The sequence below is a fragment of the Citrobacter sp. Cpo100 genome (assembly GCF_030332595.1).
Lineage (GTDB): Bacteria > Pseudomonadota > Gammaproteobacteria > Enterobacterales > Enterobacteriaceae > Citrobacter > Citrobacter portucalensis.
Map to the genome: position 1 here is coordinate 158,590 of NZ_JAOWHM010000029.1, position 20,172 is coordinate 178,761.

16 protein-coding genes are annotated in these 20,172 nt (G+C 52.2%); 9 read left to right on the forward strand and 7 right to left on the reverse strand.

Annotation, left to right across the window (positions count from 1 at the left end):
* Positions 1-171 precede the first annotated feature (171 nt).
* Both OGX96_RS06095 and gorA read left to right on the forward strand, forming a co-directional pair.
* A complete protein-coding gene (locus OGX96_RS06095; protein WP_286582434.1) occupies positions 172-1,014 on the forward strand; it encodes a 23S rRNA (adenine(2030)-N(6))-methyltransferase RlmJ in 843 nt (280 codons plus the stop codon).
* A gap of 104 nt (positions 1,015-1,118) precedes the next feature.
* Positions 1,119-2,471 carry a glutathione-disulfide reductase gene (gene gorA / locus OGX96_RS06100; protein ID WP_286582436.1) on the forward strand — a complete coding sequence of 451 codons (1,353 nt, stop codon included), beginning with the start codon at positions 1,119-1,121 and terminating at the stop codon, positions 2,469-2,471.
* A 42-nt stretch (positions 2,472-2,513) separates the two neighbouring features.
* Here gorA and OGX96_RS06105 read toward each other — a convergent pair whose 3' ends face one another.
* The gene (locus OGX96_RS06105) at positions 2,514-3,908 is read right to left on the reverse strand and encodes a cytochrome-c peroxidase (RefSeq protein WP_003837773.1); all 1,395 of its coding nucleotides are present in this window, start codon (positions 3,906-3,908) and stop codon (positions 2,514-2,516) included.
* A gap of 427 nt (positions 3,909-4,335) precedes the next feature.
* Between OGX96_RS06105 and OGX96_RS06110 the strand changes: the two genes are divergently transcribed.
* Positions 4,336-5,985, forward strand: a complete 1,650-nt coding sequence (locus tag OGX96_RS06110; protein WP_003827453.1) for an alpha,alpha-trehalase — start codon at positions 4,336-4,338, stop codon at positions 5,983-5,985.
* Positions 5,986-6,012: 27 nt separating this feature from the next.
* On the opposite strand, the gene OGX96_RS06115 is transcribed toward OGX96_RS06110, so the two are convergent.
* Entirely contained in the window at positions 6,013-7,602 is a 1,590-nt protein-coding gene (locus tag OGX96_RS06115; protein WP_286582522.1) for an STY4199 family HEPN domain-containing protein, read from the reverse strand.
* 167 nt (positions 7,603-7,769) lie between these two features.
* Here OGX96_RS06115 and OGX96_RS06120 point away from each other — a divergent pair, with 167 nt between their 5' ends.
* Positions 7,770-8,309, forward strand: a complete 540-nt coding sequence (locus OGX96_RS06120) for a GNAT family N-acetyltransferase (RefSeq protein WP_286582440.1) — start codon at positions 7,770-7,772, stop codon at positions 8,307-8,309.
* Positions 8,310-8,395: 86 nt separating this feature from the next.
* Positions 8,396-8,746 (forward strand): glycoside hydrolase family protein, encoded by a 351-nt coding sequence (locus OGX96_RS06125; protein ID WP_286582442.1) that lies wholly within the window; start codon positions 8,396-8,398, stop codon positions 8,744-8,746.
* Positions 8,747-8,761: 15 nt separating this feature from the next.
* Here the strand turns inward: OGX96_RS06125 and OGX96_RS06130 are convergent, their stop codons facing one another.
* Positions 8,762-9,367, reverse strand: coding sequence for a helix-turn-helix transcriptional regulator (locus OGX96_RS06130; protein WP_286582444.1), 606 nt, complete (start codon positions 9,365-9,367; stop codon positions 8,762-8,764).
* Positions 9,368-9,738: 371 nt separating this feature from the next.
* Positions 9,739-10,497, reverse strand: coding sequence for an SDR family NAD(P)-dependent oxidoreductase (locus tag OGX96_RS06135; protein ID WP_032945309.1), 759 nt, complete (start codon positions 10,495-10,497; stop codon positions 9,739-9,741).
* Positions 10,498-10,616: 119 nt separating this feature from the next.
* Here OGX96_RS06135 and OGX96_RS06140 point away from each other — a divergent pair, with 119 nt between their 5' ends.
* The 3 genes from OGX96_RS06140 to OGX96_RS06150 all read left to right on the forward strand — a co-directional run bounded on the left by OGX96_RS06140 (position 10,617) and on the right by OGX96_RS06150 (position 14,246).
* Positions 10,617-11,516: a LysR family transcriptional regulator gene (locus OGX96_RS06140; protein ID WP_008786405.1), complete on the forward strand. Its 900-nt coding sequence runs from the start codon at positions 10,617-10,619 to the stop codon at positions 11,514-11,516.
* A gap of 71 nt (positions 11,517-11,587) precedes the next feature.
* The gene (gene yhjD, locus OGX96_RS06145; RefSeq protein WP_020996065.1) at positions 11,588-12,589 is read left to right on the forward strand and encodes an inner membrane protein YhjD; all 1,002 of its coding nucleotides are present in this window, start codon (positions 11,588-11,590) and stop codon (positions 12,587-12,589) included.
* A 334-nt stretch (positions 12,590-12,923) separates the two neighbouring features.
* Positions 12,924-14,246, forward strand: a complete 1,323-nt coding sequence (locus OGX96_RS06150) for an MFS transporter (protein WP_003023312.1) — start codon at positions 12,924-12,926, stop codon at positions 14,244-14,246.
* A gap of 83 nt (positions 14,247-14,329) precedes the next feature.
* Here the strand turns inward: OGX96_RS06150 and OGX96_RS06155 are convergent, their stop codons facing one another.
* Positions 14,330-16,390: an AsmA family protein gene (locus tag OGX96_RS06155; protein ID WP_286582447.1), complete on the reverse strand. Its 2,061-nt coding sequence runs from the start codon at positions 16,388-16,390 to the stop codon at positions 14,330-14,332.
* 78 nt (positions 16,391-16,468) lie between these two features.
* The gene (gene pdeH / locus OGX96_RS06160) at positions 16,469-17,236 is read right to left on the reverse strand and encodes a cyclic-guanylate-specific phosphodiesterase (protein WP_008786408.1); all 768 of its coding nucleotides are present in this window, start codon (positions 17,234-17,236) and stop codon (positions 16,469-16,471) included.
* A 230-nt stretch (positions 17,237-17,466) separates the two neighbouring features.
* Between pdeH and kdgK the strand changes: the two genes are divergently transcribed.
* Positions 17,467-18,396 (forward strand): 2-dehydro-3-deoxygluconokinase, encoded by a 930-nt coding sequence (kdgK, locus tag OGX96_RS06165; RefSeq protein ID WP_008786409.1) that lies wholly within the window; start codon positions 17,467-17,469, stop codon positions 18,394-18,396.
* A gap of 99 nt (positions 18,397-18,495) precedes the next feature.
* On the opposite strand, the gene OGX96_RS06170 is transcribed toward kdgK, so the two are convergent.
* Complete coding sequence (locus OGX96_RS06170; protein WP_032945317.1) at positions 18,496-19,989, reverse strand: M16 family metallopeptidase; 1,494 nt, start codon at positions 19,987-19,989, stop codon at positions 18,496-18,498.
* Positions 19,990-20,172 lie beyond the last annotated feature (183 nt).

A 20,172-nucleotide genomic window follows, 5' to 3' on the forward strand; every position in this document is an offset into this window, starting at 1 on the left:
ATCCGGCGCTGTGCATATTAATTTGTACAATGGGGTTAAGTGTAGAGGATTTCAATGCTAACCGTGATGGAAAGACGCCCGGTGACGCTGCGCTTACCGGGCCTACGGGTAATCCGTGTCGATCTGCTGTAAACTGTGGCAAATCGTCATTTCAGCGGAATTTCATTACCCATGCTCAGTTATCGCCACAGTTATCACGCAGGCAACCACGCCGACGTCCTTAAACATACCGTTCAGAGTCTGATCATCGAGTCGCTCAAAGAGAAAGAAAAACCGTTTCTCTATCTGGACACCCATGCTGGCGCTGGCCGTTATCAGCTGAGCAGTGAGCATGCCGAACGCACCGGTGAATACCTGGAAGGGATCGCGCGTATCTGGCAGCAGGACGATTTGCCTGCCGAACTGGAACCCTACATTGGCGTAGTGCAACACTTCAACCGTAGCGGTCAGTTGCGCTACTACCCGGGCTCTCCGTTAATTGCTCGCCAGCTGCTGCGCGAACAGGACAGTCTGCAATTAACTGAACTGCACCCGAGCGACTTCCCTCTGCTGCGCGGCGAATTCCAGAAAGATGAGCGCACTCGCGTGGCCAAAGCCGATGGTTATCAGCAGTTGAAAGCAAAATTACCGCCGGTTTCCCGTCGTGGGTTGATCCTTATCGATCCACCCTACGAAATCAAAAGCGACTACCAGGCAGTAGTGACCGGTATTAACGAAGGCTACAAACGTTTCGCGACTGGCACCTATGCGTTGTGGTATCCAGTGGTTCTGCGCCAACAAATCAAGCGCATGATCCACGATCTCGAAGACACCGGCATCCGCAAAATTCTGCAAATTGAGCTGGCAGTACGCCCGGACAGCGATCAGCGCGGCATGACGGCATCCGGCATGATTGTGATTAACCCACCGTGGAAGCTGGAGCAGCAGATGAACAACGTCCTGCCGTGGTTGCACAGCAAACTGGTTCCGACAGGAACCGGGCATACTTCCGTAAGCTGGATAGTGCCGGAGTAATCGCAGCCATCGGTGGAACCTTTTAATATCAGGTATACAATCGCGAATATTTTGGCGGATGGCGTAACGCTTCTCCGCCCTACAATGAACATAAAGGAGCGGTCATGACCAAGCACTATGATTACATCGCTATTGGCGGCGGCAGCGGCGGTATTGCCTCCATTAACCGTGCAGCAATGTACGGTCAAAAATGCGCACTGATTGAAGCCAAAGAGTTAGGCGGCACCTGCGTTAACGTTGGCTGCGTACCGAAGAAAGTGATGTGGCATGCCGCACAGGTCCGCGAAGCGATCCACATGTACGGTCCGGATTACGGTTTCGACACCACCATCAATAAGTTCGACTGGGATAAACTGATCGCCACGCGTACCGCTTATATCGATCGTATTCATACCTCGTACGACAACGTTCTGGGCAAAAATAATGTCGATGTGATCAAAGGCTTTGCGCGCTTCGTTGATGCAAAAACCGTTGAAGTGAATGGTGAAATCATCACTGCCGATCATATTTTGATTGCCACCGGCGGGCGCCCGAGCCATCCGAACATTCCAGGCGTGGAATACGGTATCGACTCCGATGGTTTCTTTGAGCTGCCAGCGTTACCAGAACGCGTGGCTGTTGTTGGTGCAGGCTACATTGCCGTTGAGCTGGCTGGTGTGATTAACGGCCTGGGTGCCCAAACGCACCTGTTCGTACGCAAACACGCGCCGCTGCGTAGCTTTGACCCGATGATCGTCGACACGCTGGTTGAGGTAATGAACGCCGAAGGCCCGACTCTGCATACTCACGCGATTCCAAAAGCGGTTGTTAAAAATGCTGACGGCAGCCTGACCCTGCAACTGGAAGATGGTCGTAGCGAAACAGTAGACTGCCTGATTTGGGCGATTGGTCGTGAGCCAGAAACGGACAACTTCAATCTGGCTGTTACCGGCGTGAAAACCAACGAAAAAGGCTACATCGTCGTTGATAAATTCCAGAACACCAGCGTGCCGGGTATTTATGCCGTCGGCGACAATACCGGTGCCGTTGAGCTGACGCCGGTTGCCGTTGCCGCGGGCCGTCGCCTGTCCGAGCGTCTGTTTAACAACAAGCCGGACGAGCATCTGGACTACAACAACATCCCGACCGTGGTCTTCAGCCACCCGCCAATTGGCACCGTGGGCCTGACCGAGCAGCAGGCTCGCGAACAGCACGGCGATGACCAGGTGAAAGTGTATAAATCATCATTTACCGCAATGTATACCGCTGTCACCTCACATCGTCAGCCGTGCCGTATGAAGCTGGTTTGCGTCGGTCCGGAAGAGAAAATTGTCGGTATTCACGGTATTGGTTTTGGAATGGATGAAATGCTGCAAGGCTTCGCGGTCGCGCTGAAAATGGGCGCAACCAAGAAAGACTTTGATAACACCGTTGCGATTCATCCAACGGCGGCAGAAGAATTCGTTACCATGCGTTAAGCAATAAATAAACCGGATGGTGCTTTGCCATCCGGTTTTCTCTTATTTACCCTGCATATATGGCGTATACACGCCGTTTAAGCTTTCGAGGAACGCCACGATATCGTCGATATCTTCCTGCGGCAGTTCTTTACCCACCTGATAACGCAGCATCAGTTTTACCGCACCATCGAGCGTAGGCACATCACCGCGATGGAAATAAGGCGCGGTCAGCGCAACGTTACGCAAGCCCGGGACTTTTTGACGCAGCTTGTCACGTAATTCATTAGTGACGTTCATGCGGCCAATATCTGCGGCAGTGACCTCACCGAAATTAAAGTCCTTTTTCAACCCCAATGGCTCAAATGAGCGCCCGCCTAAAATAATACCGCCATGACAGGTCGCACACTTATTATCTTTAAACAATTGATAGCCATGTTTCTGCTGAGCAGTTAACGCCGCTTCATCGCCGCGTAGCCATTTATCAAACGGCGAATTTGGCGTAATTAGCGTTTTCTCAAACTCAGCAATCGCATCGGTAATATTATCCCCGCTGAATCCCTGCGGATAAACCGCGATAAACTCTTGCTTCAATTGCGGATCTTTATCCAGTTTCTGGATAATTTCATCCCAGGATTTAGACGCCATTTCGATAGGGTTCAACGGCGGGCCGCCTGCCTGCGCCTGCAATGTTGGCGCACGACCATCCCAGAATTGTTCAACGTTGAAGACAGAGTTAAACACCGTCGGCGCATTAATCGGGCCAACGGCGCCGCCTACGCCGATCGACGTTTTCCGGCCATCCACGCCGCCTGCATTCAGGGCGTGGCAATGCGCGCAAGAAATCGTGCTGTCACCTGAAATACGCGGGTCGTGGTAAAGCGTAAAGCCAAGCGCTACTTTGCGGGCATCGGTTGGGATGCTTTCCGGTATCGGTTGTACCGGTTCATTACGATGCTGCGCGGCGGTATCGTTACTGGCGTAATACTGCTCACGCTGTTTCGCAATCCAGCCCAGGATCTCGGCTCGCTCCGTATCGCTGACCTTCCCGGCCCAGTGCAGCGCGGTATATCGCGTTGGCGGCATGGTGTCGTACTGCATCACCCATTCAATTTTATTCAGGTCGCTTTGCGAAACGGGTTTATCTGCGACCAGCGCCGCACGAACGGCTTCAAGATTGAATGATTTGTATCCCAGTTGAATATCATAATTCATCAACTGCTTAGCGACAGGAAAAGAAGAATAGAAAGGTAATTCAGCTGAAGGCGTGTGACAATAATCGCATCCTTTTTCGCGTAAAAATCCTAATACCTTATTATTTTCTTCCAGCGTAGAGGCCTGAACATCAGCCTGTTTGCTACGTTGATTATCGTGATACCACACATAACCGGATAATCCAAAATAACAAATCACGACGCCAGCTATGGCAATCGCGGTAAGACGGGTAATGATTTTCATTATTTTACCCTCACCGTTGTGAGTTATTGTGACCCAGAAAAATTAGAATAATTAATGCACAGTCTTTGTCAGACCTGACCATCATAGGAAATAAGGGGATTACTATTTTGATAAGTATCAAGCAATTACATGGAGGAGAACTATCAATAGAATAGCCTGCGCCTATTATAGAGATAAGGCGTTACCTGTCTCTGTTCACACCTCGTTGCAATCGAATGCTCTGAAAATGGAATATATTCAGATCATGCAGAACTTTGAATTATCCATTATTTTCATTGGGATAGTCTGATTCTTTAAATTTTGCTCAGCATTAAAACGTGATCAACCGCACGCTTTACTCACCCGACACCGAAGCGAATGTCTACGCTTAACTGACGACCGGGCAATAGCCTTAATCTTTCAACGTCCATCGGAGGTCTTTCTCATTATGCTCAACCAGAAACTACCCCACGCCCCTTCTGAAGAAATGACGATCGACATCGATCTGCTTTATGAAATGGATCCGTGCGAGTTAAAGCTGGATGAAATGATTGAGGCGGAGCCTGAGCCGGAGATGATTGAAGGACTTCCCGCTTCAGATGCGTTAACCCCTGCCGATCGTTATCTCGAACTGTTCGAACACGTCCAGTCATCCAAACTGTTTGCGGATAGTAAAACCTTCCCAGATTGTGCGCCCAAAATGGACCCGCTCGACATTTTAATTCGCTATCGCAAGGTTAAACGCCATCGGGACTTCGATCTGCGACGCTTCGTCGAGAACCATTTCTGGCTCCCGGAAACGCCCTCCAGCGAATACGTTTCTGACCCGGAAAGTTCGCTGAAAGAACATATCGATCAACTGTGGCCGGTGCTGACGCGCGAGCCGCAGGATCACATTCCCTGGTCCTCGCTGCTGGCGTTACCGCAGTCATACATTGTGCCAGGCGGGCGTTTTAGCGAAACATACTACTGGGATTCCTACTTTACCATGCTGGGTCTGGCAGAGAGCGGCCGCGAAGATCTGCTGAAATGTATGGCAGATAACTTTGCCTGGATGATTGAAAACTATGGTCACATCCCGAACGGCAACCGTACTTACTATCTGAGTCGCTCACAGCCGCCCGTTTTTGCCCTGATGGTGGAGCTGTTTGAAGAAGATGGTGTACGCGGCGCGCGTCGTTACCTTGATCATCTAAAAATGGAGTACGCCTTCTGGATGGATGGCGCCGATTCCCTGGTACTCAACCAGGCCTACCGCCACGTGATCAGAATGTCGGACGGCTCTCTACTTAACCGCTATTGGGACGATCGTGATACGCCGCGCGATGAGTCATGGCTTGAAGACGTCGAGACCGCCAAGCATTCGGGTCGCCCGCCCAATGAAGTGTATCGGGATTTACGCGCGGGCGCGGCTTCTGGCTGGGATTATTCATCGCGCTGGCTGCGCGACGCAGGCCGCCTTGCCAGCATACGCACCACGCAGTTCATCCCAATTGACCTGAACGCATTCCTCTACAAGCTGGAAAGCACTATCGCCAATATTTCCGCGCTGAAAGGTGACAAAGAAACTGAAGCGCTGTTTCGCCAGAAAGCCAGCGATCGTCGTGATGCGGTAAACCGCTATCTCTGGGACGATGAAAACGGCTGCTATCGCGATTACGACTGGCGGCGCGAACAAATGGCCCTGTTCTCTGCCGCCAGTATTGTGCCGCTGTATGTCGGTATGGCAACGCATGAACAAGCCGATCGGCTTGCTAACGCGGTTCGCAGTCGCCTGCTAACGCCCGGTGGCATTTTAGCCACAGAGCATGAAACCGGGGAACAATGGGATAAACCCAACGGCTGGGCGCCGCTGCAATGGATGGCGATCCAGGGCTTCAAACTGTACGGTGACGACCATCTCGGGGATGAAATTGCCCGTAACTGGTTGAAAACGGTGAATCTCTTTTATCAGGAACACCACAAGCTTATCGAAAAATACCACATAGCCGACGCCGCGCCGCGTGAAGGCGGCGGCGGGGAATATCCGTTGCAGGACGGCTTTGGCTGGACCAATGGCGTGGTGCGCCGACTCATCGGTTTGTATGGCGAACCCTAGCGGCTGACGGTCTGAGTCATCAGGCTGTCAGTTAATTGCATCGTACAGCTCGGCGTGAATTTTCTGCCATTTCTTGTTCTCAGGGCTTGGCTGGGCGCGAACACGCAGCTCGGCCTGCTCAAGATCATATTGCTGACGCGCAACGACCGCAGGCACGGAACAAAAACTTTGCAGATAACTTTTATGCAGCGAAGTGAGCGATGCCCCATTCGACATCGCATGGCTGAGCGTAGTCATAAACTGTCGGCATGGTTTGCTTTCATCCATCTGCGAAGGGTAACGCAGCAGCAGTCTCAACACCTCAGTATTGCCCGCCGAAAATGCCTGCTCCGTCCACGCCAGCTTCCAGTCCATCCCGCCCTGCAGGAACAGTGACGTCACGCGGATGTCATTGCGATCGATAGCCGCCCGCATGTTAAAGGCATCCCAGGTGATGCCCATTCGGGTCACCGCCTCCCGTGCGCTGGGGGCATCGCGTCGCGGTTCCTCCTGCACAATTTCAACGGATTGTCCGGAAGACGCCTGTGGCGCTGGCGAAGTAAATAACCAGAACGCACCCAGCGAAATCGCCAGCACCATCACGCCGACCGCTACCCACAACATGCCGGAAATCAGCTGTTCACGTTCTTCCGCCGTGCGCTTGGCCCGCTTTTCCGGCGGATCAATACTGTCTGCGATTTCATGCTTATCGCCTCCCGCTTGCTCGTCTTTTTGCTTTGCTGTTTCCCAAAACTGGCGGACCATGGCCTCATCAGATTCCAGATACGACGCAGGATTAATGCGCGTACGCCGTTCTTCAAATGCCCGTTGCACAGGATGAGTTATCTGTCGGTACTGGTAGTCCAGCAACATCAGTTGTACCGACGTCAGCGGCTGCTGCGCGATAACGCAGTTACGAGCCAGGCGGCAATCATCCAAAAACATGCGTAGCGTGATACGCGGCTCAACAAATGACATGAGCACCGAAGTATCGTTAAAAATCTGCGTAAAGTGGCGAACGAATAATTTCTTATCGACGACCATCAGCGCCAGCTCGCTAAACATCATACCGTCCAGCGCATCTCGTCCTTCGCCCAACTTTAGCCAGCGACGCAGACGTTCACCACCAAAGTGCTGTTTCAGAAAGCTGTTGAGAGGATGTTGATCCGGCCATACCCGTGCAATCAGAGATTTGAGGGTTAATTCTATTGCGCGAAGTTGACGCTGCGCCCGCATCTGAGCATCCGGCTCCACAGGTGCAATTTCGGTTTGATACTTCAGGATGGGCTGTTGCTGGCGTAATTGTTCCAGAGAAGCCACAAAGCGCAGCGCTGAAATCAGCTGGTTTTCACTAACGTCCTGGCCATTTTCATATTGGGGTACACTCTGTTGAAGATGACGTAGCCGCAGAGTGAACTGGCTCAATTGCGCATCATTCATCTGCAACCGTCTGGCGACAGCCCCCCAGCCGCCCAGATTCAGTCGTGCCTGATCCAGTTGCTCGAGAAACCACCGTGGGTCTTTGCCTTCTGCGGCATGTACGCCTAGCAGCAGTAATATTTCTACCGACGCCTGGCGGATAATCCCCAGACAATCTTCAAAGGGTGTACATGTCGCTTGTAACGCGCTATTGGTCATCATCTTCCCTAAAAGGACCCAAAACGTGCGGCCTCACAATGGTATGTAATTATCTTTTTTAAACACAACGTTGTGCCGATGTAGACTAGAACACATTCATATAGCAAATAAATAAGTTTTACAGTGACTTCCGCACAATCATTGAAAATTATTCTGGAGATAAGCCTGTGCCTGTACTGCAAACATCACGTCTGCTCTGCCGCCCACTGACAGAAAATGACTGGACGTTCTTCTTAACGCTACAGCAGAACCCAGATGTGATGCGCTTTGTCGCTGACGCACGTACTGAAGAGGAAATACGGACAGCCTTCGACTCCCGCCTGCCTGAATGGTTTCCCGGCAGCCCGCACTGGCTATGTCTGCTCCTGTGCGATAAGACATCGGGAGCACCGCTTGGCGTGACCGGATATATTCAGGATAACAATGAATGTGCCGAGGTTGGCTTTCTGCTCGCCCCACAGGCACAGGGTAAAGGTTATGGCGCTGAATCTCTGCATGCCGTGTGTGAATACGCATTTGCCAGCGGCGGTCTGCGGCGGCTAACCGCCTGTGTCACCGCAGGAAACGAAGCCTCACGGCGTCTGTTGGAAAAGGTCGGGTTTATTCATGAAGGCACGCTACGCGCAAGCTATTGGCTACATCAAACCTGGCACGATGACTGGATTTTTGGTCTGTTAAAACAGGAATATCAGCCGCCCACGGCATAGGTCGTTTTGCGGTAAATACTGGCTGTCAGGCAACTAGCGTAACGGCGTGTTTTTTTTAGAATAGATCTCTTTGCACAGAGATGATTATGCCGCTGCGTTCGACGCATTTCACGCCCGCTTGTATTGCATTTATTAAGCAATGGCAGGGCCTGTCGCTGGAAAAGTATCAGGACAAAAAAGGCATCTGGGTCATTGGCTACGGGCACGAAATCACCGCCAATGAATCCTTTGATACCCCAATTACGGTGATGCAGGCAGAAACATTGCTGCTCGCAGATATGAGTATCTGCGAGGCATTCATCCATAAGGAAATGACGCAAATAAAAGACAGGTTTCAGCTGGAAGTATTAATTACGTGGATATTCAGCGTGGGAGTTACCCAATTTTGCGCTAAAGATATCTGGCTAGTGTCTATTTCACAGCCAGAAACATTCTGACTGTGAAATATGTTCCTAGTAAATGGTTTTGTTTAACATCATTGCCGCCTGCGTACGGTTTTTTACCTCCAGGCGCTGGTACAACGATTCAAGATGGGCTTTTACCGTTCCGGTACTGATATTTAACAGTCGACCAATTTGTTTATTAGATTCTCCGGCGGCCAGCATGGTCAAAATCTCCCGCTGACGTGCGCTGAGCAATCTGATATTTTGCCCACCGCTTTCGGTAGCGGTTATGCAGTCTCTGGGGATAAACATCATACCCATCGCGACGCTATTGAGGGCCAGCGTAAAGGTTTCCGCGTCAGAATCGCGCGGAACAATGGCCAGCACGTTCAGTTTAGTGACCTCTTGCAGCCATTTTTTACGGCAGTCCGTTGCGGTCACCAGCACCTTCACCATCGCAAAGCGCTCTGCTATCTGTTGCAGCAAGTTACAGCAGAACTCAGCATCAAGGTCGCCATCCAATATAACTAATGCCTCGGGTTTATCTTCCAGCGTCAGCCAAAGTTCATCTGCCTGACTGACACCCTGAACATCCACTCCTGGAATACGTTGCTGCAAACTTACATTCATTCCATGAATAAATATTGACTGCCTGTCAAACATTACTACCTGCATTATTTATCTCCATCCGAATAGGATATTAGCCTTAACATGCGGAAGGGTATTACCCATAGGGTAAAATAAGAAGTCACCATTTGGCGGGGGGCCATTTTACCGATAGACGGAGAAGAAAGAAGCAGAAGTTATGAATAGTTACAGCTCAACCCGAAGGATCATACAAAGGAGCAAAAACAGGTTCGAAAATTAGGGAAAGTCTTAATATTCGACGCTCATGATAAGACAATGAATATTAATTAATATGATTTTATATTTTTAGCTAAAAATAAGATATCTACGACAATGGATAAATCTGTTACAAAATACAATCTAGCATTAAGTGCTTATTCAACGCATTCCGTGACCTGTTGAATAAGCACCTTATGGGTTTACAGGAACATTCCGCCGGATACCTCGATACGCTGTGCCGTCATCCAGGCCAGTTCATCGCTAAGCAGCGCAGCAATGGCATCGCCGATATCATCCGGCAAACCAACGCGTCCCAGCGCCGTTTGCGATGCAATGTACGCATTCAATTGCGCATTATCCCGCACATTTCCGCCGCTAAAATCCGTTTCTATTGCGCCTGGCGCAATAATATTCGCCGTTATGCCGCGCTCTCCCAGCTCTTTTGCCTGATAACGGGTTAACACTTCCATCGCACCTTTCATGGCTGCGTATGCGCTGTAACCCGGTAGCGCAAAGCGGGCAAGCCCGGTCGAGACATTGAGGATGCGACCACCTTTATTCATCAGCGGTAGCAGGCTCTGCGTCAGGAAAAAGGGGCCCTTAAAATGGATGTTCAAAAGTTGGTCAAATTGCGCTTCAGTAAATGCCGGATACGGTGCGTTAATGCCGATTCCGGCATTGTTCAATAAATAATCAAACACGTTACTTTGCCACTGCGTTTGTAACGTTCCCTGCACCTGTTGAACAAACTGAGGGAATGTAGAAATATCACCGACATTCAACGGTAATGCCGCCGCTTTACCGCCAGATTGGCGTATTTCATCCACAACCTGCTGCGCTTCTTTTTCATTGCTGTTCCACGTCAGGATAATACCGATTCCTTTACTCGCTAGCTTCAGCGCCGCGTTTTTACCGAGTCCACGGCCGCCGCCAGTCACCAATGCGATACGTTGCGTCATAAGAAACCTCATTTCAGGTGTTGTGAAGATTGAGACAAAGCTTATTAGGTGATAGAAGAACAATAAATACTGCTAACTGCGCATTACTGTTTCATTTAGAACAACAATAGGGCATGAGAATGGATAAAATTCACGCAATGCAGTTGTTCATCCGCGTCGCAGAACTGGAGAGCTTTTCGCGTGCCGCAGACACCCTCGGACTTCCTAAAGGTAGCGTATCGCGCCAGATCCAGGCTCTGGAAAATCATCTGGGCACGCAGTTGTTGCACCGCACAACACGCCGCGTTCAGCTCACGCAAGACGGCATGATCTATTACGAACGCGCGAAAGATCTGTTGAGTAATCTGGATGAGCTGGATGGGTTGTTCCATCACGATCCGTCCAGCATCAGCGGCAAGCTGCGCGTTGATATGCCGGTCGGTGTAGCAAGAAACCTGGTGATGCCCCGCTTACCGAGCTTTTTGCATCAGTATCCGGGCCTGGAACTCGAACTCAGCAGCAGCGACCGTCTGGTGGATTTGATCCGCGAAGGTTTCGACTGTGTGGTACGCGTGGGTACGCTGAAAGATTCAGGGCTGATTGCGCGCCCGCTGGGGAAACTCACGCAGATTAACTGCGCCAGCCCGCAATACCTCGCCCGCTTTGGTTATCCGGAAAATCTGGAGGATCTTGCCTCGCATGCAGTGGTGCATTACTCGGTCAATTTGGGAACGCGTGCGCAAGGTTTCGAAGTGGCGACAGAAAACGGCACGCAATGGGTTAAAACCGGCGGCATGCTAACGGTAAACAGTACCGAAACCTATCACGCAGCATGCCTTGCCGGTCTGGGCATTATTCAGGTGCCGCGCGTTGGCGTGCGTGATGCCCTGCGCGCCGGTACGCTGGTCGAAGTGTTGCCGCAATATCGCGCCGAGCCAATGCCAGTCTCTTTGCTTTATCCGCATCGGCGCAACCTCTCCCGCCGGGTACATCTGTTTATGGAATGGCTGACTGGCGTGATGAAAGACTATGTGGATTAGTCCATTTTTCAGGATGCGCCCCTGAGCAGGCTATAATGTCATGAGTGAACAAAATAAGGACAACCGATCGGATGACGCAGGAACAAGACGCAAAACACCCTACGCCAGAACATAAATCAGCCTCCGCCTCGCCGGAGAAAAACGCTAAAGCGAACCAGGCGCTGAAAACCGCGCTGACCTTCGCCGATAAAATTCAACGCCAGCCCATCATCGCCCATCTTATTCGTGCCGCAGAGCGGTTTAACGATCGTATGGGAAATCAGTTTGGTGCCGCCATTACCTACTTCTCGTTTCTGTCGATGATTCCAATCCTGATGGTGTCGTTTGCCGCCGCGGGTTTTATTCTCGCTTCGCACCCTACGCTGTTGCAGGATATCTTCAGCAAGATTCTGCTGAACGTCAGCGATCCGACGCTCGCCTCTACGCTGAAAAACACCATCAATACCGCCGTTCAGCAGCGTACGACCGTAGGTTTGGTTGGGCTGGGTATCGCGCTCTATTCCGGCATTAACTGGATGGGGAACCTGCGCGAAGCGATTCGTGCCCAGTCGCGGGATGTTTGGGAACGTACGCCGCAGGATCAGGAAAAAATTTGGGTCAAATATCTGCGTGATTTTGTTTCCTTGATTGGCTTACTGGTTGCGCTGATTGTTACCCTGTCCATTACCTCTATCGCCGGTTCCGCCCAGCAGATGATTATCTCTGCGCTGTATCTCGACGGTATCGAATGGCTGAAGCCCGCCTGGCGGCTGATCGGCCTGACCATCTCTATTTTCGCCAACTACCTGCTGTTCTTCTGGATTTTTTGGCGGCTACCGCGTCACCGACCGCGTAAGAAAGCGCTCATTCGAGGTACCTTTATCGCGGCGCTGGGGTTTGAAGTCATCAAAATGATCATGACGTATACGCTGCCATCACTGGTGCAGTCGCCGTCAGGCGCGGCATTTGGTTCCGTGCTTGGACTGATGGCGTTCTTCTACTTCTTCGCTCGTCTGACCCTGTTTTGCGCAGCCTGGATTGCCACGGCGGAATACAAAGACGACCCGCGTATGCCGGGGAAAACACACCGCTAATCTTTGTTAACTGGCCGGATGGCGCTGCGCTTATCTGGCCTACGGGAGAGTTTTGTAGGCCGGATAAGCGTAGCGCCATCCGGCAATTATAATGCCGCCTGTTCTCACTGATTTAGTGAATAAATCCAACCCGTAACTTTTATTTAACCAAAAACCAGTTTTATCATCCAAGTTTTAAATTGTGTGAAGCATTTCATGGAAGTGAAATCTCAAGCCTAAAAATTATCCCCTTTTTGCTCCATTTTTGACCGATCTCAAAGTTTGTTACAGATTGAAATGTCTCTTTTGCTGTGCGTAATATGACCTTTCGTTCGGCCAAAAATAAGAAAATATTATGCAAGCAACAGCCACAACACTCGACAACGAACAGGAACACACCCCGGTCAACTCGCGCAATAAAGTTGTCGTCGCCTCGCTCATTGGCACCGCCATTGAGTTCTTCGACTTCTATATTTACGCCACCGCCGCGGTGATCGTGTTCCCGCATATCTTCTTCCCGCAGGGGGATCCGACCGCGGCTACGCTACAGTCCCTCGCCACTTTTGCGATCGCCTTTGTGGCCCGACCAATCGGTTCCGCGGTGTTCGGACATTTCGGCGATCGCGTCGGCCGTAAAGTCACGCTGGTTGCTTCACTACTCACAATGGGGATCTCGACAGTCGTCATTGGCCTGCTGCCGGGCTATGAAACTATCGGCATTTTCGCCCCACTGCTGCTGGCGCTGGCGCGTTTTGGTCAGGGTTTAGGTCTGGGCGGTGAATGGGGCGGCGCAGCGTTGCTGGCGACGGAAAACGCGCCACCGCGCAAACGCGCGCTGTACGGATCATTTCCGCAGCTGGGCGCGCCTATCGGTTTCTTCTTCGCCAACGGTACCTTTCTGCTGCTCTCCTGGCTGCTGACCGACGAACAGTTCATGAGCTGGGGCTGGCGCGTACCGTTCATCTTCTCCGCGGTGCTGGTGATTATCGGTCTGTACGTCCGCGTTTCATTGCATGAATCCCCGGTTTTCGCCAAAGTAGCTGCGGCGAAAAAACAGGTGAAAATCCCGCTGGGTACTCTACTGACAAAACATGTTCGCGTGACGATCCTCGGCACGTTCATCATGCTGGCGACCTATACGCTGTTCTATATCATGACCGTCTATTCGATGACGTTTAGTACCGCCGCAGCGCCTGTAGGGCTTGGCCTGCCGCGTAATGAAGTGTTGTGGATGCTGATGATGGCGGTCATTGGTTTTGGCGTCATGGTGCCGGTGGCGGGCCTGCTGGCCGATGCGTTTGGTCGCCGCAAGAGCATGCTCATCATCACCACGCTGATCATTCTGTTTGCGCTGTTTGCCTTTAAACCGCTGCTCGGCTCTGGCAATCCGGTGCTGGTGTTCGCCTTCCTGTTGCTGGGCTTAAGCCTGATGGGTCTGACATTTGGCCCGATGGGCGCACTGCTGCCGGAGCTGTTCCCGACCGAAGTGCGCTACACGGGGGCGTCGTTCTCATACAACGTTTCGTCGATTCTCGGCGCATCGGTTGCCCCATACATCGCTGCATGGTTGCAGGCGAATTATGGTCTGGCGGCTGTTGGTACGTATCTGGCATCGATGGCGGCATTGACGCTGATTGCACTGCTGTTGACCCACGAAACCCGCCATCAGTCGTTGTAATTTTTTTGCCGGATGCGGCGTAACCACCTTATCCGGCCTGGGTTGAACATGAAATCCAGGCCGGATAAACATCCGGCCAGACATCACTTCTTCATCTGTGACAGGATCGTCCGGCACTGATTCGCGTCACCCTCTGACGGCGAAATCAGCGCCAACAAGGCTGCCGCGGGAGTAACTAACGTGGCTAATGCGGCAGCAACCGCACCGCGCGCAATCAGCGGTCCGGCCTTCACGCCAGCCTGCGGATTCTTAAATGTGCCGCGAACATACAGCGGCGAACGCAGAGTAATAATACGAATCCCTTTGCTCTCCGGATCGATGGTTAAATCCAGTTGCTCCGACGCAAAGCTTGCCGTACCAGTGACATTGATCACTGCGTTTTCCGTGTCGAAAGCAAAAATCTGCGGACGCGCCACGCCGTTAACAATATCCAGATTCGCCGCCGCGCAGTTCACCCGCACTTCGTCATCACCAAATATCTGCCCGACAAGATAGTTCCCCAGATTCAAGCCCACAATTTCCATCAGATTCCGGCTGATCAAGCCGTCATTCATCAGCAGTTTCAGGTTGCCATTGCTGTTACCCAGCAGCGCCGCTACCGAGTTTCCACTTCCGCTAAACCGGGCGTCCCCGTTCATTTCACCGAGCGTTTTCTGCATCAGTTCCACATCGGGCATCAGCGCTTTTAGCTTCAGCCGCCGCGCCTGAATATCCGCCTGTCCCCGCATCGGCTTTTTATCCCCTTCCAGATGGATGCTGGAGACAATGCTGCCTCCCGCAAGACCAAATTTCAGCGGTTGCAGGCGCAGGTCGGCATTTTTCAGGATGATATGAGTGGAGAGATCGCTGATCGGCAGGCTACTGCCATGCTCAATACGCCGTCCTTTGAAACGCACGTCAGCGTCCATCACGTTCCATTTATCGGTTTCAAAACGGTCATACGGCAAGACCTTGTCCGCAGGCTGAACGCTCTTCTCACCTTTGCGCTGTTCAGATTGTTTTTCCCGTTCCGCCCCTTTGCCTGAATCCACCCCGATCAGCGGCCCCAAATCGGCCAGCCTCAGTTGGCGTGATTCCACATCGCCCTTCAGCATGGGTCGCGGCTTACCGGTGGTGTAGGCCAGCGTTCCGTGAATATCGCTGTCGCCAATACGGCCATTGAAATCGCGATAATCAAAAACAGAGGATTTTTCCGGGTCAATTTTCGCCACCAGACGTCCGTCGGTTTCAAACGGCGGCGTATCCGGGAGCAGTACGCCGGTCAAATCGTACAAATCCCCTAGCGAATCTCCCGAGAATTTAAGCCGCAGATCCGCCCCGCCCATGTTCATCGGATCGTTTATCGTGCCGATAAACGCTACGCGCGTATTGCCCGAACGGAAATCAGCCTGAATCGGGAAAGGCGTATCTTCGCCACGCAGCGCCAGCATTCCGCCTATTTTTCCGCTACCGCTTAGCGGTTCGCCGTTATATCGCCCTTGCGCTTTCAGCCCAAACACGTAGTCCTCGACGCGGGCGTTGCTCTCTTTACCTTTTGCGCCGGTCACTTCGCTAAAGGGTAACGGTTTCCCCAGCGGATCGACCAGGATCTCAATCTCCGACTTCGTCACCTTATCGTTAATGGCGATACGTCCCTGGTCGAACAGAATGTTATCCAGCCGGAAAGACCATGCTGATGGCGGCGCATCAGGATCGCGGTTTTCGTCCCCAGCTAAGTTAAAGGTCCAGTTATTGTTTTTCTCCGACAGGCGGATCAGCCGCGCATCGGGTTTGACCAGCTTGACCCACGGGAGCCAGACGGTTTTTGTCAGCAGTGCCAGCGGGGCGAGCGTAGCTTCAACACGCGGCAGATGCACCATGGTGACGTCGGGAATGTCCGGCGGGTTGCCGAGGATGATATCTTCAGCATGAACATGTGGCCACGGAACCCAGCTACGCCAGCCAGTTTCCTGCTTCTGGCGTTCCCAAACCACGCCCAGGTCACCCCGTATAGCAAAGGGCCGGTTGAGTTCTGTAGAGACTTTCTGGTTGATGGTCGGTTTGAGCCGGTTCCAGTCAAATGTCGCAATCACAATGATGAGTACGACGATCAACAACAAGAAAACCCCTATTACTGAAGTGGTTATTTTACCTGTTCTCGTCATGTCTAACCTCCTTACTTCCTTCCTTGCCTGTCCTAAAGATAGTCCAGCAGGATGAAAAGGAGGTGCACTACGCCCTCATCAAAGCGACAGGATCACCTCTTCAAGCGTATCCAGAGGCACTGGACGAGAGAGAAAATAGCCTTGCGCAGCGAAAGCCGGTGAGTTTTGCACATCGCGCCACTCTTCCAGCGTTTCAACACCTTCGACAATGACACCGCGGCAATAGCGGTTCATGAGCTGTAATAGTAGTGTGAAGAGATTACGTCCCTCCGGCGTCTTGCGCAGCATGACGAACAGATCCCGCGCCACTTTGATATAGTCATAACTCACTTCACTAAGCGCCGAGAAGTTCGCCATTCCGGTACCAAAGTCATCCAGCCAGAGCGGGCCGAACTCGCACATTGAGGCGAACGACGACCCCTTCGGCAAGCGGATATGTTCCACCAGCTCAAAACGCAGCCACGGCAGGCCTTCAATGATTTTCAGGATTTCGGGATCCTGACGCATCGCAATGAGTGTTGGTCCATCGACATTCACTGAAGCCAGCAGGTTGTTGGCTCTGAAAAAGCCCCCTTTCAGCTCAAGCTGCAGAAGTTGCTCTTTCACTACATCAACACGATGCCGTACAGCCACTTCAGCAAAATAGCGGTCTGGTGCAATACGTTGGGAAGGGTTATCAGGATGGCTCACGACGGTCAGCAGTTCAACGGCCATCAGCCGTCCGTTGGTCTGGTAAATTGGCTGGTAGGTGTAAGCACGCTCGCACTGCAGCCAATAGCGTCTTTCCAGCAAGCTTTCAATACTCGCATCGGGCGTAATGAGCTGCTGGGTAACCTGCTTTATCATCTGAGATGTCCTGTAAATAAGAGTGTGACTGACCGGACTCGTCAAAGGTTATCGGCGCTCAGACGAAGAACTTTACGTTCAGCTGTGCGCAAAAATAAAAACTAAGCGGCAAAAACAACGCAGAACACGTGCTGGCTCAAAAAAATAATGGAACGATGTTTTAATATAGTTGACCACTTAACACCCACAGCGCACACTAACGCTAATTTTTTTCAGAGCAGGTTACGACTATGTCCAGAAAGATTGCCGTGATTGGCGAATGCATGATTGAGCTGTCACAGAAAGGCGCTGACGTTCAGCGCGGATTCGGTGGCGACACGTTGAATACATCCGTTTATATCGCCCGTCAGGTCGATGCGGCGGCACTTTCCGTACACTATGTGACTGCACTGGGTACCGACAGTTTTAGCCAACAAATGCTGGAGTCCTGGCAGGGTGAAAACGTAGACACTTCATTAACCCAGCGCATGGAAAACCGCCTGCCAGGTCTCTACTACATTGAGACCGACAGCACTGGCGAGCGCACCTTCTATTACTGGCGTAATGAAGCCGCCGCAAAATTCTGGCTGGAGAGCGAGCAGTCTGCCGCGATTTGCGAAGAGCTGGCGACATTTGACTACTTGTATCTGAGCGGAATCAGCCTGGCGATTTTAAGCCCGGCAAGCCGTGACAAGCTGCTGTCATTGCTGCGTGAATGCCGTGCCAACGGCGGAAAGGTCATTTTTGACAATAACTACCGCCCACGTCTGTGGAGCAGCAAAGAAGAAACCCAGCAGGTGTATCAGCAGATGTTGGAATGCACCAATATCGCATTCCTGACGCTGGACGATGAAGATGCACTGTGGGGTGAAAAACCCGTTGCCGAGGTGATTGCCCGTACTCACGCAGCTGGCGTTCAGGAAGTGGTAGTGAAGCGCGGCGCAGACTCTTGCCTGGTTTCCATTGCAGGCGAAGAACTGATCGACGTTCCGGCCGTTAAATTGCCGAAAGAGAAAGTGATCGATACCACTGCGGCCGGAGACTCCTTCAGCGCCGGGTATCTGGCGGTCCGTCTGACCGGTGGCGATGCCGCCGAAGCCGCAAAACGCGGCCACCTGACGGCAAGCACCGTCATTCAGCATCGTGGGGCGATTATCCCCCGCGACGCCATGCCGCAATAATTTATTGTTCCTGTAGGCCGGATAAGGCGTTAACGCCGCATCCGGCACTGGGTAAGCCGGGAGCGCTTCACTTGCCCGGCTTACAGGTTACGATACCCTTTACTGTACAGGCGGGATATCCGTCACTTCAGGGTGTGATTCATCCGTTTCAACAGACGTTGCCGCTGCGGTAACGGGCGCCATAATGCTATCCCACGTCGCCTGCAGATCCTTCATATTGAATTCAGGTTCACCCTTCGGCTGCAGCAGAATTAACGCCATATCTTGCGACAGCTGCTGACGCAGGTCCTGATTCAGCATCTCAACGCTCAGGCTGTTGAGGAAGCTCTGGCGTAAACGCTGGTACTGTTCAGGCGCAATATCCACCACCTGATTTTGCAGCGAGCGCAAACGCTGGCTGATCAAAATATCGGTATCGGTACGACCATAGGTGGCAAACAGCTTCTGCAGTTCCAGATTCTTTTGCGCTACCAGCGCATTGAACTCTTCTTCCGGCAGTCCCTTATCACGCACTTTCGCCAGCTCACGCGCAACCGTACCCAGATTGGCGTTCAGCTTATCGTTCGGCGACTCAACGTTAATCGCGCACTGCGCGCGCAGGAACAGCACCCGGCAGTCAAATCCGAGGCCAATGTCTTTGGCATTGTTTTTGGTTAGCTCTTGCTGAATGTGCCAGAACAGCGCCTCACGAGCTAAATCAGCGCGCCAGTAACGTAACAGCGCGGCAGATTCACGGATCGGCTGCCACGGCGTATCCCACATAATAGACAGGCGATCCTGGCGTACTGCATCGGTCATAATACTCACGGCTTCTGCTCGCAGCGGAGAGAGCGTGGGAACCGGTGCAGGCGTTTCGCGTTTTCCTTTTAACTCGCCAAAGGTTTTATTGATTTGCTCAGCTACGCTGCGTGCATCAACGTTACCGACGATGATCAGCGTCATCGCGTCCGGGGTATACCATTTCTGGTAGAAAGACTGAATTTTCGACGCGTCTACCGGCGTTTTCAGCGGATCGGCGGGATCGTGCCCCAGCAGGGTCGATCCCTTCAGACGGTAACGCCACCACCCTTCTTTGGTATCTGACGGCCAGGTTGCAACCATATCTTCGCTATTCAGCGCATGATTGACCGTTTCAGAGGTGATGCTCAGTTTACCGGAGATATTCGCCAGATAAGAAAGTGACTCTTTCAGTAGGTCGTTACGGCTGTTAGGCAGACTGAGGTTATACAGCGTGGAATCATAGGAAACGATAACCGGCGGCATGGGACGTTTGGGATCGAACCCCTGCTGCCACAGTGAACGGGCTTGCGTGGCATCGAGGCCACCGCTTTGCGTCAGCGCGATACGCGGGATCGCATGGCTGAAACCACTCTGTTGCGCACTTTCGGTGAGTGAACCGGTATTGACCAGCAAGCGAACCTCAATACGGTCGCTCGGACGCTGGGGAGTGGCTAACACTTGCCACTGTAAACCATTTGCCAGCGTGCCCTGTTGCCACGCTGGATCAGGCTGGAGCGCATCTGCCTGCACATAGCCGGCAGTGGCCATCATCAGCAAGCCGCCCGCTAAAAGTCGAATTTTTGTGCCCTGCATGTGAACCCCTGATCAACTATCCTGGAAATAAAAAGACAGCCCTCGAAAGGACTCTCTGAATATGACGTTAAAAACACTTCGTGTTAGACCGCGAGAACATAAAAATGTCACGGAAGAAGTGAAAAAATCCCGAGCCGCCGAATCGACGGTTTCAGGCACAGGGGGTAATTATGCGCAAACGCC

Excerpts from the sequence above, each read along its gene's own strand:
- pdeH (WP_008786408.1), bottom strand. The coding sequence starts at position 17,236 with ATGATAAAGCAGGTTACCCAGCAGCTCATTACGCCCGATGCGAGTATT.
- gorA (WP_286582436.1), top strand. The coding sequence starts at position 1,119 with ATGACCAAGCACTATGATTACATCGCTATTGGCGGCGGCAGCGGCGGT.
- OGX96_RS06170 (WP_032945317.1), bottom strand. The coding sequence starts at position 19,989 with ATGCAGGGCACAAAAATTCGACTTTTAGCGGGCGGCTTGCTGATGATG.
- OGX96_RS06155 (WP_286582447.1), bottom strand. The coding sequence starts at position 16,390 with ATGACGAGAACAGGTAAAATAACCACTTCAGTAATAGGGGTTTTCTTG.
- OGX96_RS06135 (WP_032945309.1), bottom strand. The coding sequence starts at position 10,497 with ATGACGCAACGTATCGCATTGGTGACTGGCGGCGGCCGTGGACTCGGT.
- OGX96_RS06095 (WP_286582434.1), top strand. The coding sequence starts at position 172 with ATGCTCAGTTATCGCCACAGTTATCACGCAGGCAACCACGCCGACGTC.
- OGX96_RS06110 (WP_003827453.1), top strand. The coding sequence starts at position 4,336 with ATGCTCAACCAGAAACTACCCCACGCCCCTTCTGAAGAAATGACGATC.
- OGX96_RS06105 (WP_003837773.1), bottom strand. The coding sequence starts at position 3,908 with ATGAAAATCATTACCCGTCTTACCGCGATTGCCATAGCTGGCGTCGTG.
- yhjD (WP_020996065.1), top strand. The coding sequence starts at position 11,588 with ATGACGCAGGAACAAGACGCAAAACACCCTACGCCAGAACATAAATCA.
- kdgK (WP_008786409.1), top strand. The coding sequence starts at position 17,467 with ATGTCCAGAAAGATTGCCGTGATTGGCGAATGCATGATTGAGCTGTCA.
- OGX96_RS06140 (WP_008786405.1), top strand. The coding sequence starts at position 10,617 with ATGGATAAAATTCACGCAATGCAGTTGTTCATCCGCGTCGCAGAACTG.
- OGX96_RS06130 (WP_286582444.1), bottom strand. The coding sequence starts at position 9,367 with ATGCAGGTAGTAATGTTTGACAGGCAGTCAATATTTATTCATGGAATG.
- OGX96_RS06125 (WP_286582442.1), top strand. The coding sequence starts at position 8,396 with ATGCCGCTGCGTTCGACGCATTTCACGCCCGCTTGTATTGCATTTATT.
- OGX96_RS06150 (WP_003023312.1), top strand. The coding sequence starts at position 12,924 with ATGCAAGCAACAGCCACAACACTCGACAACGAACAGGAACACACCCCG.
- OGX96_RS06115 (WP_286582522.1), bottom strand. The coding sequence starts at position 7,602 with ATGACCAATAGCGCGTTACAAGCGACATGTACACCCTTTGAAGATTGT.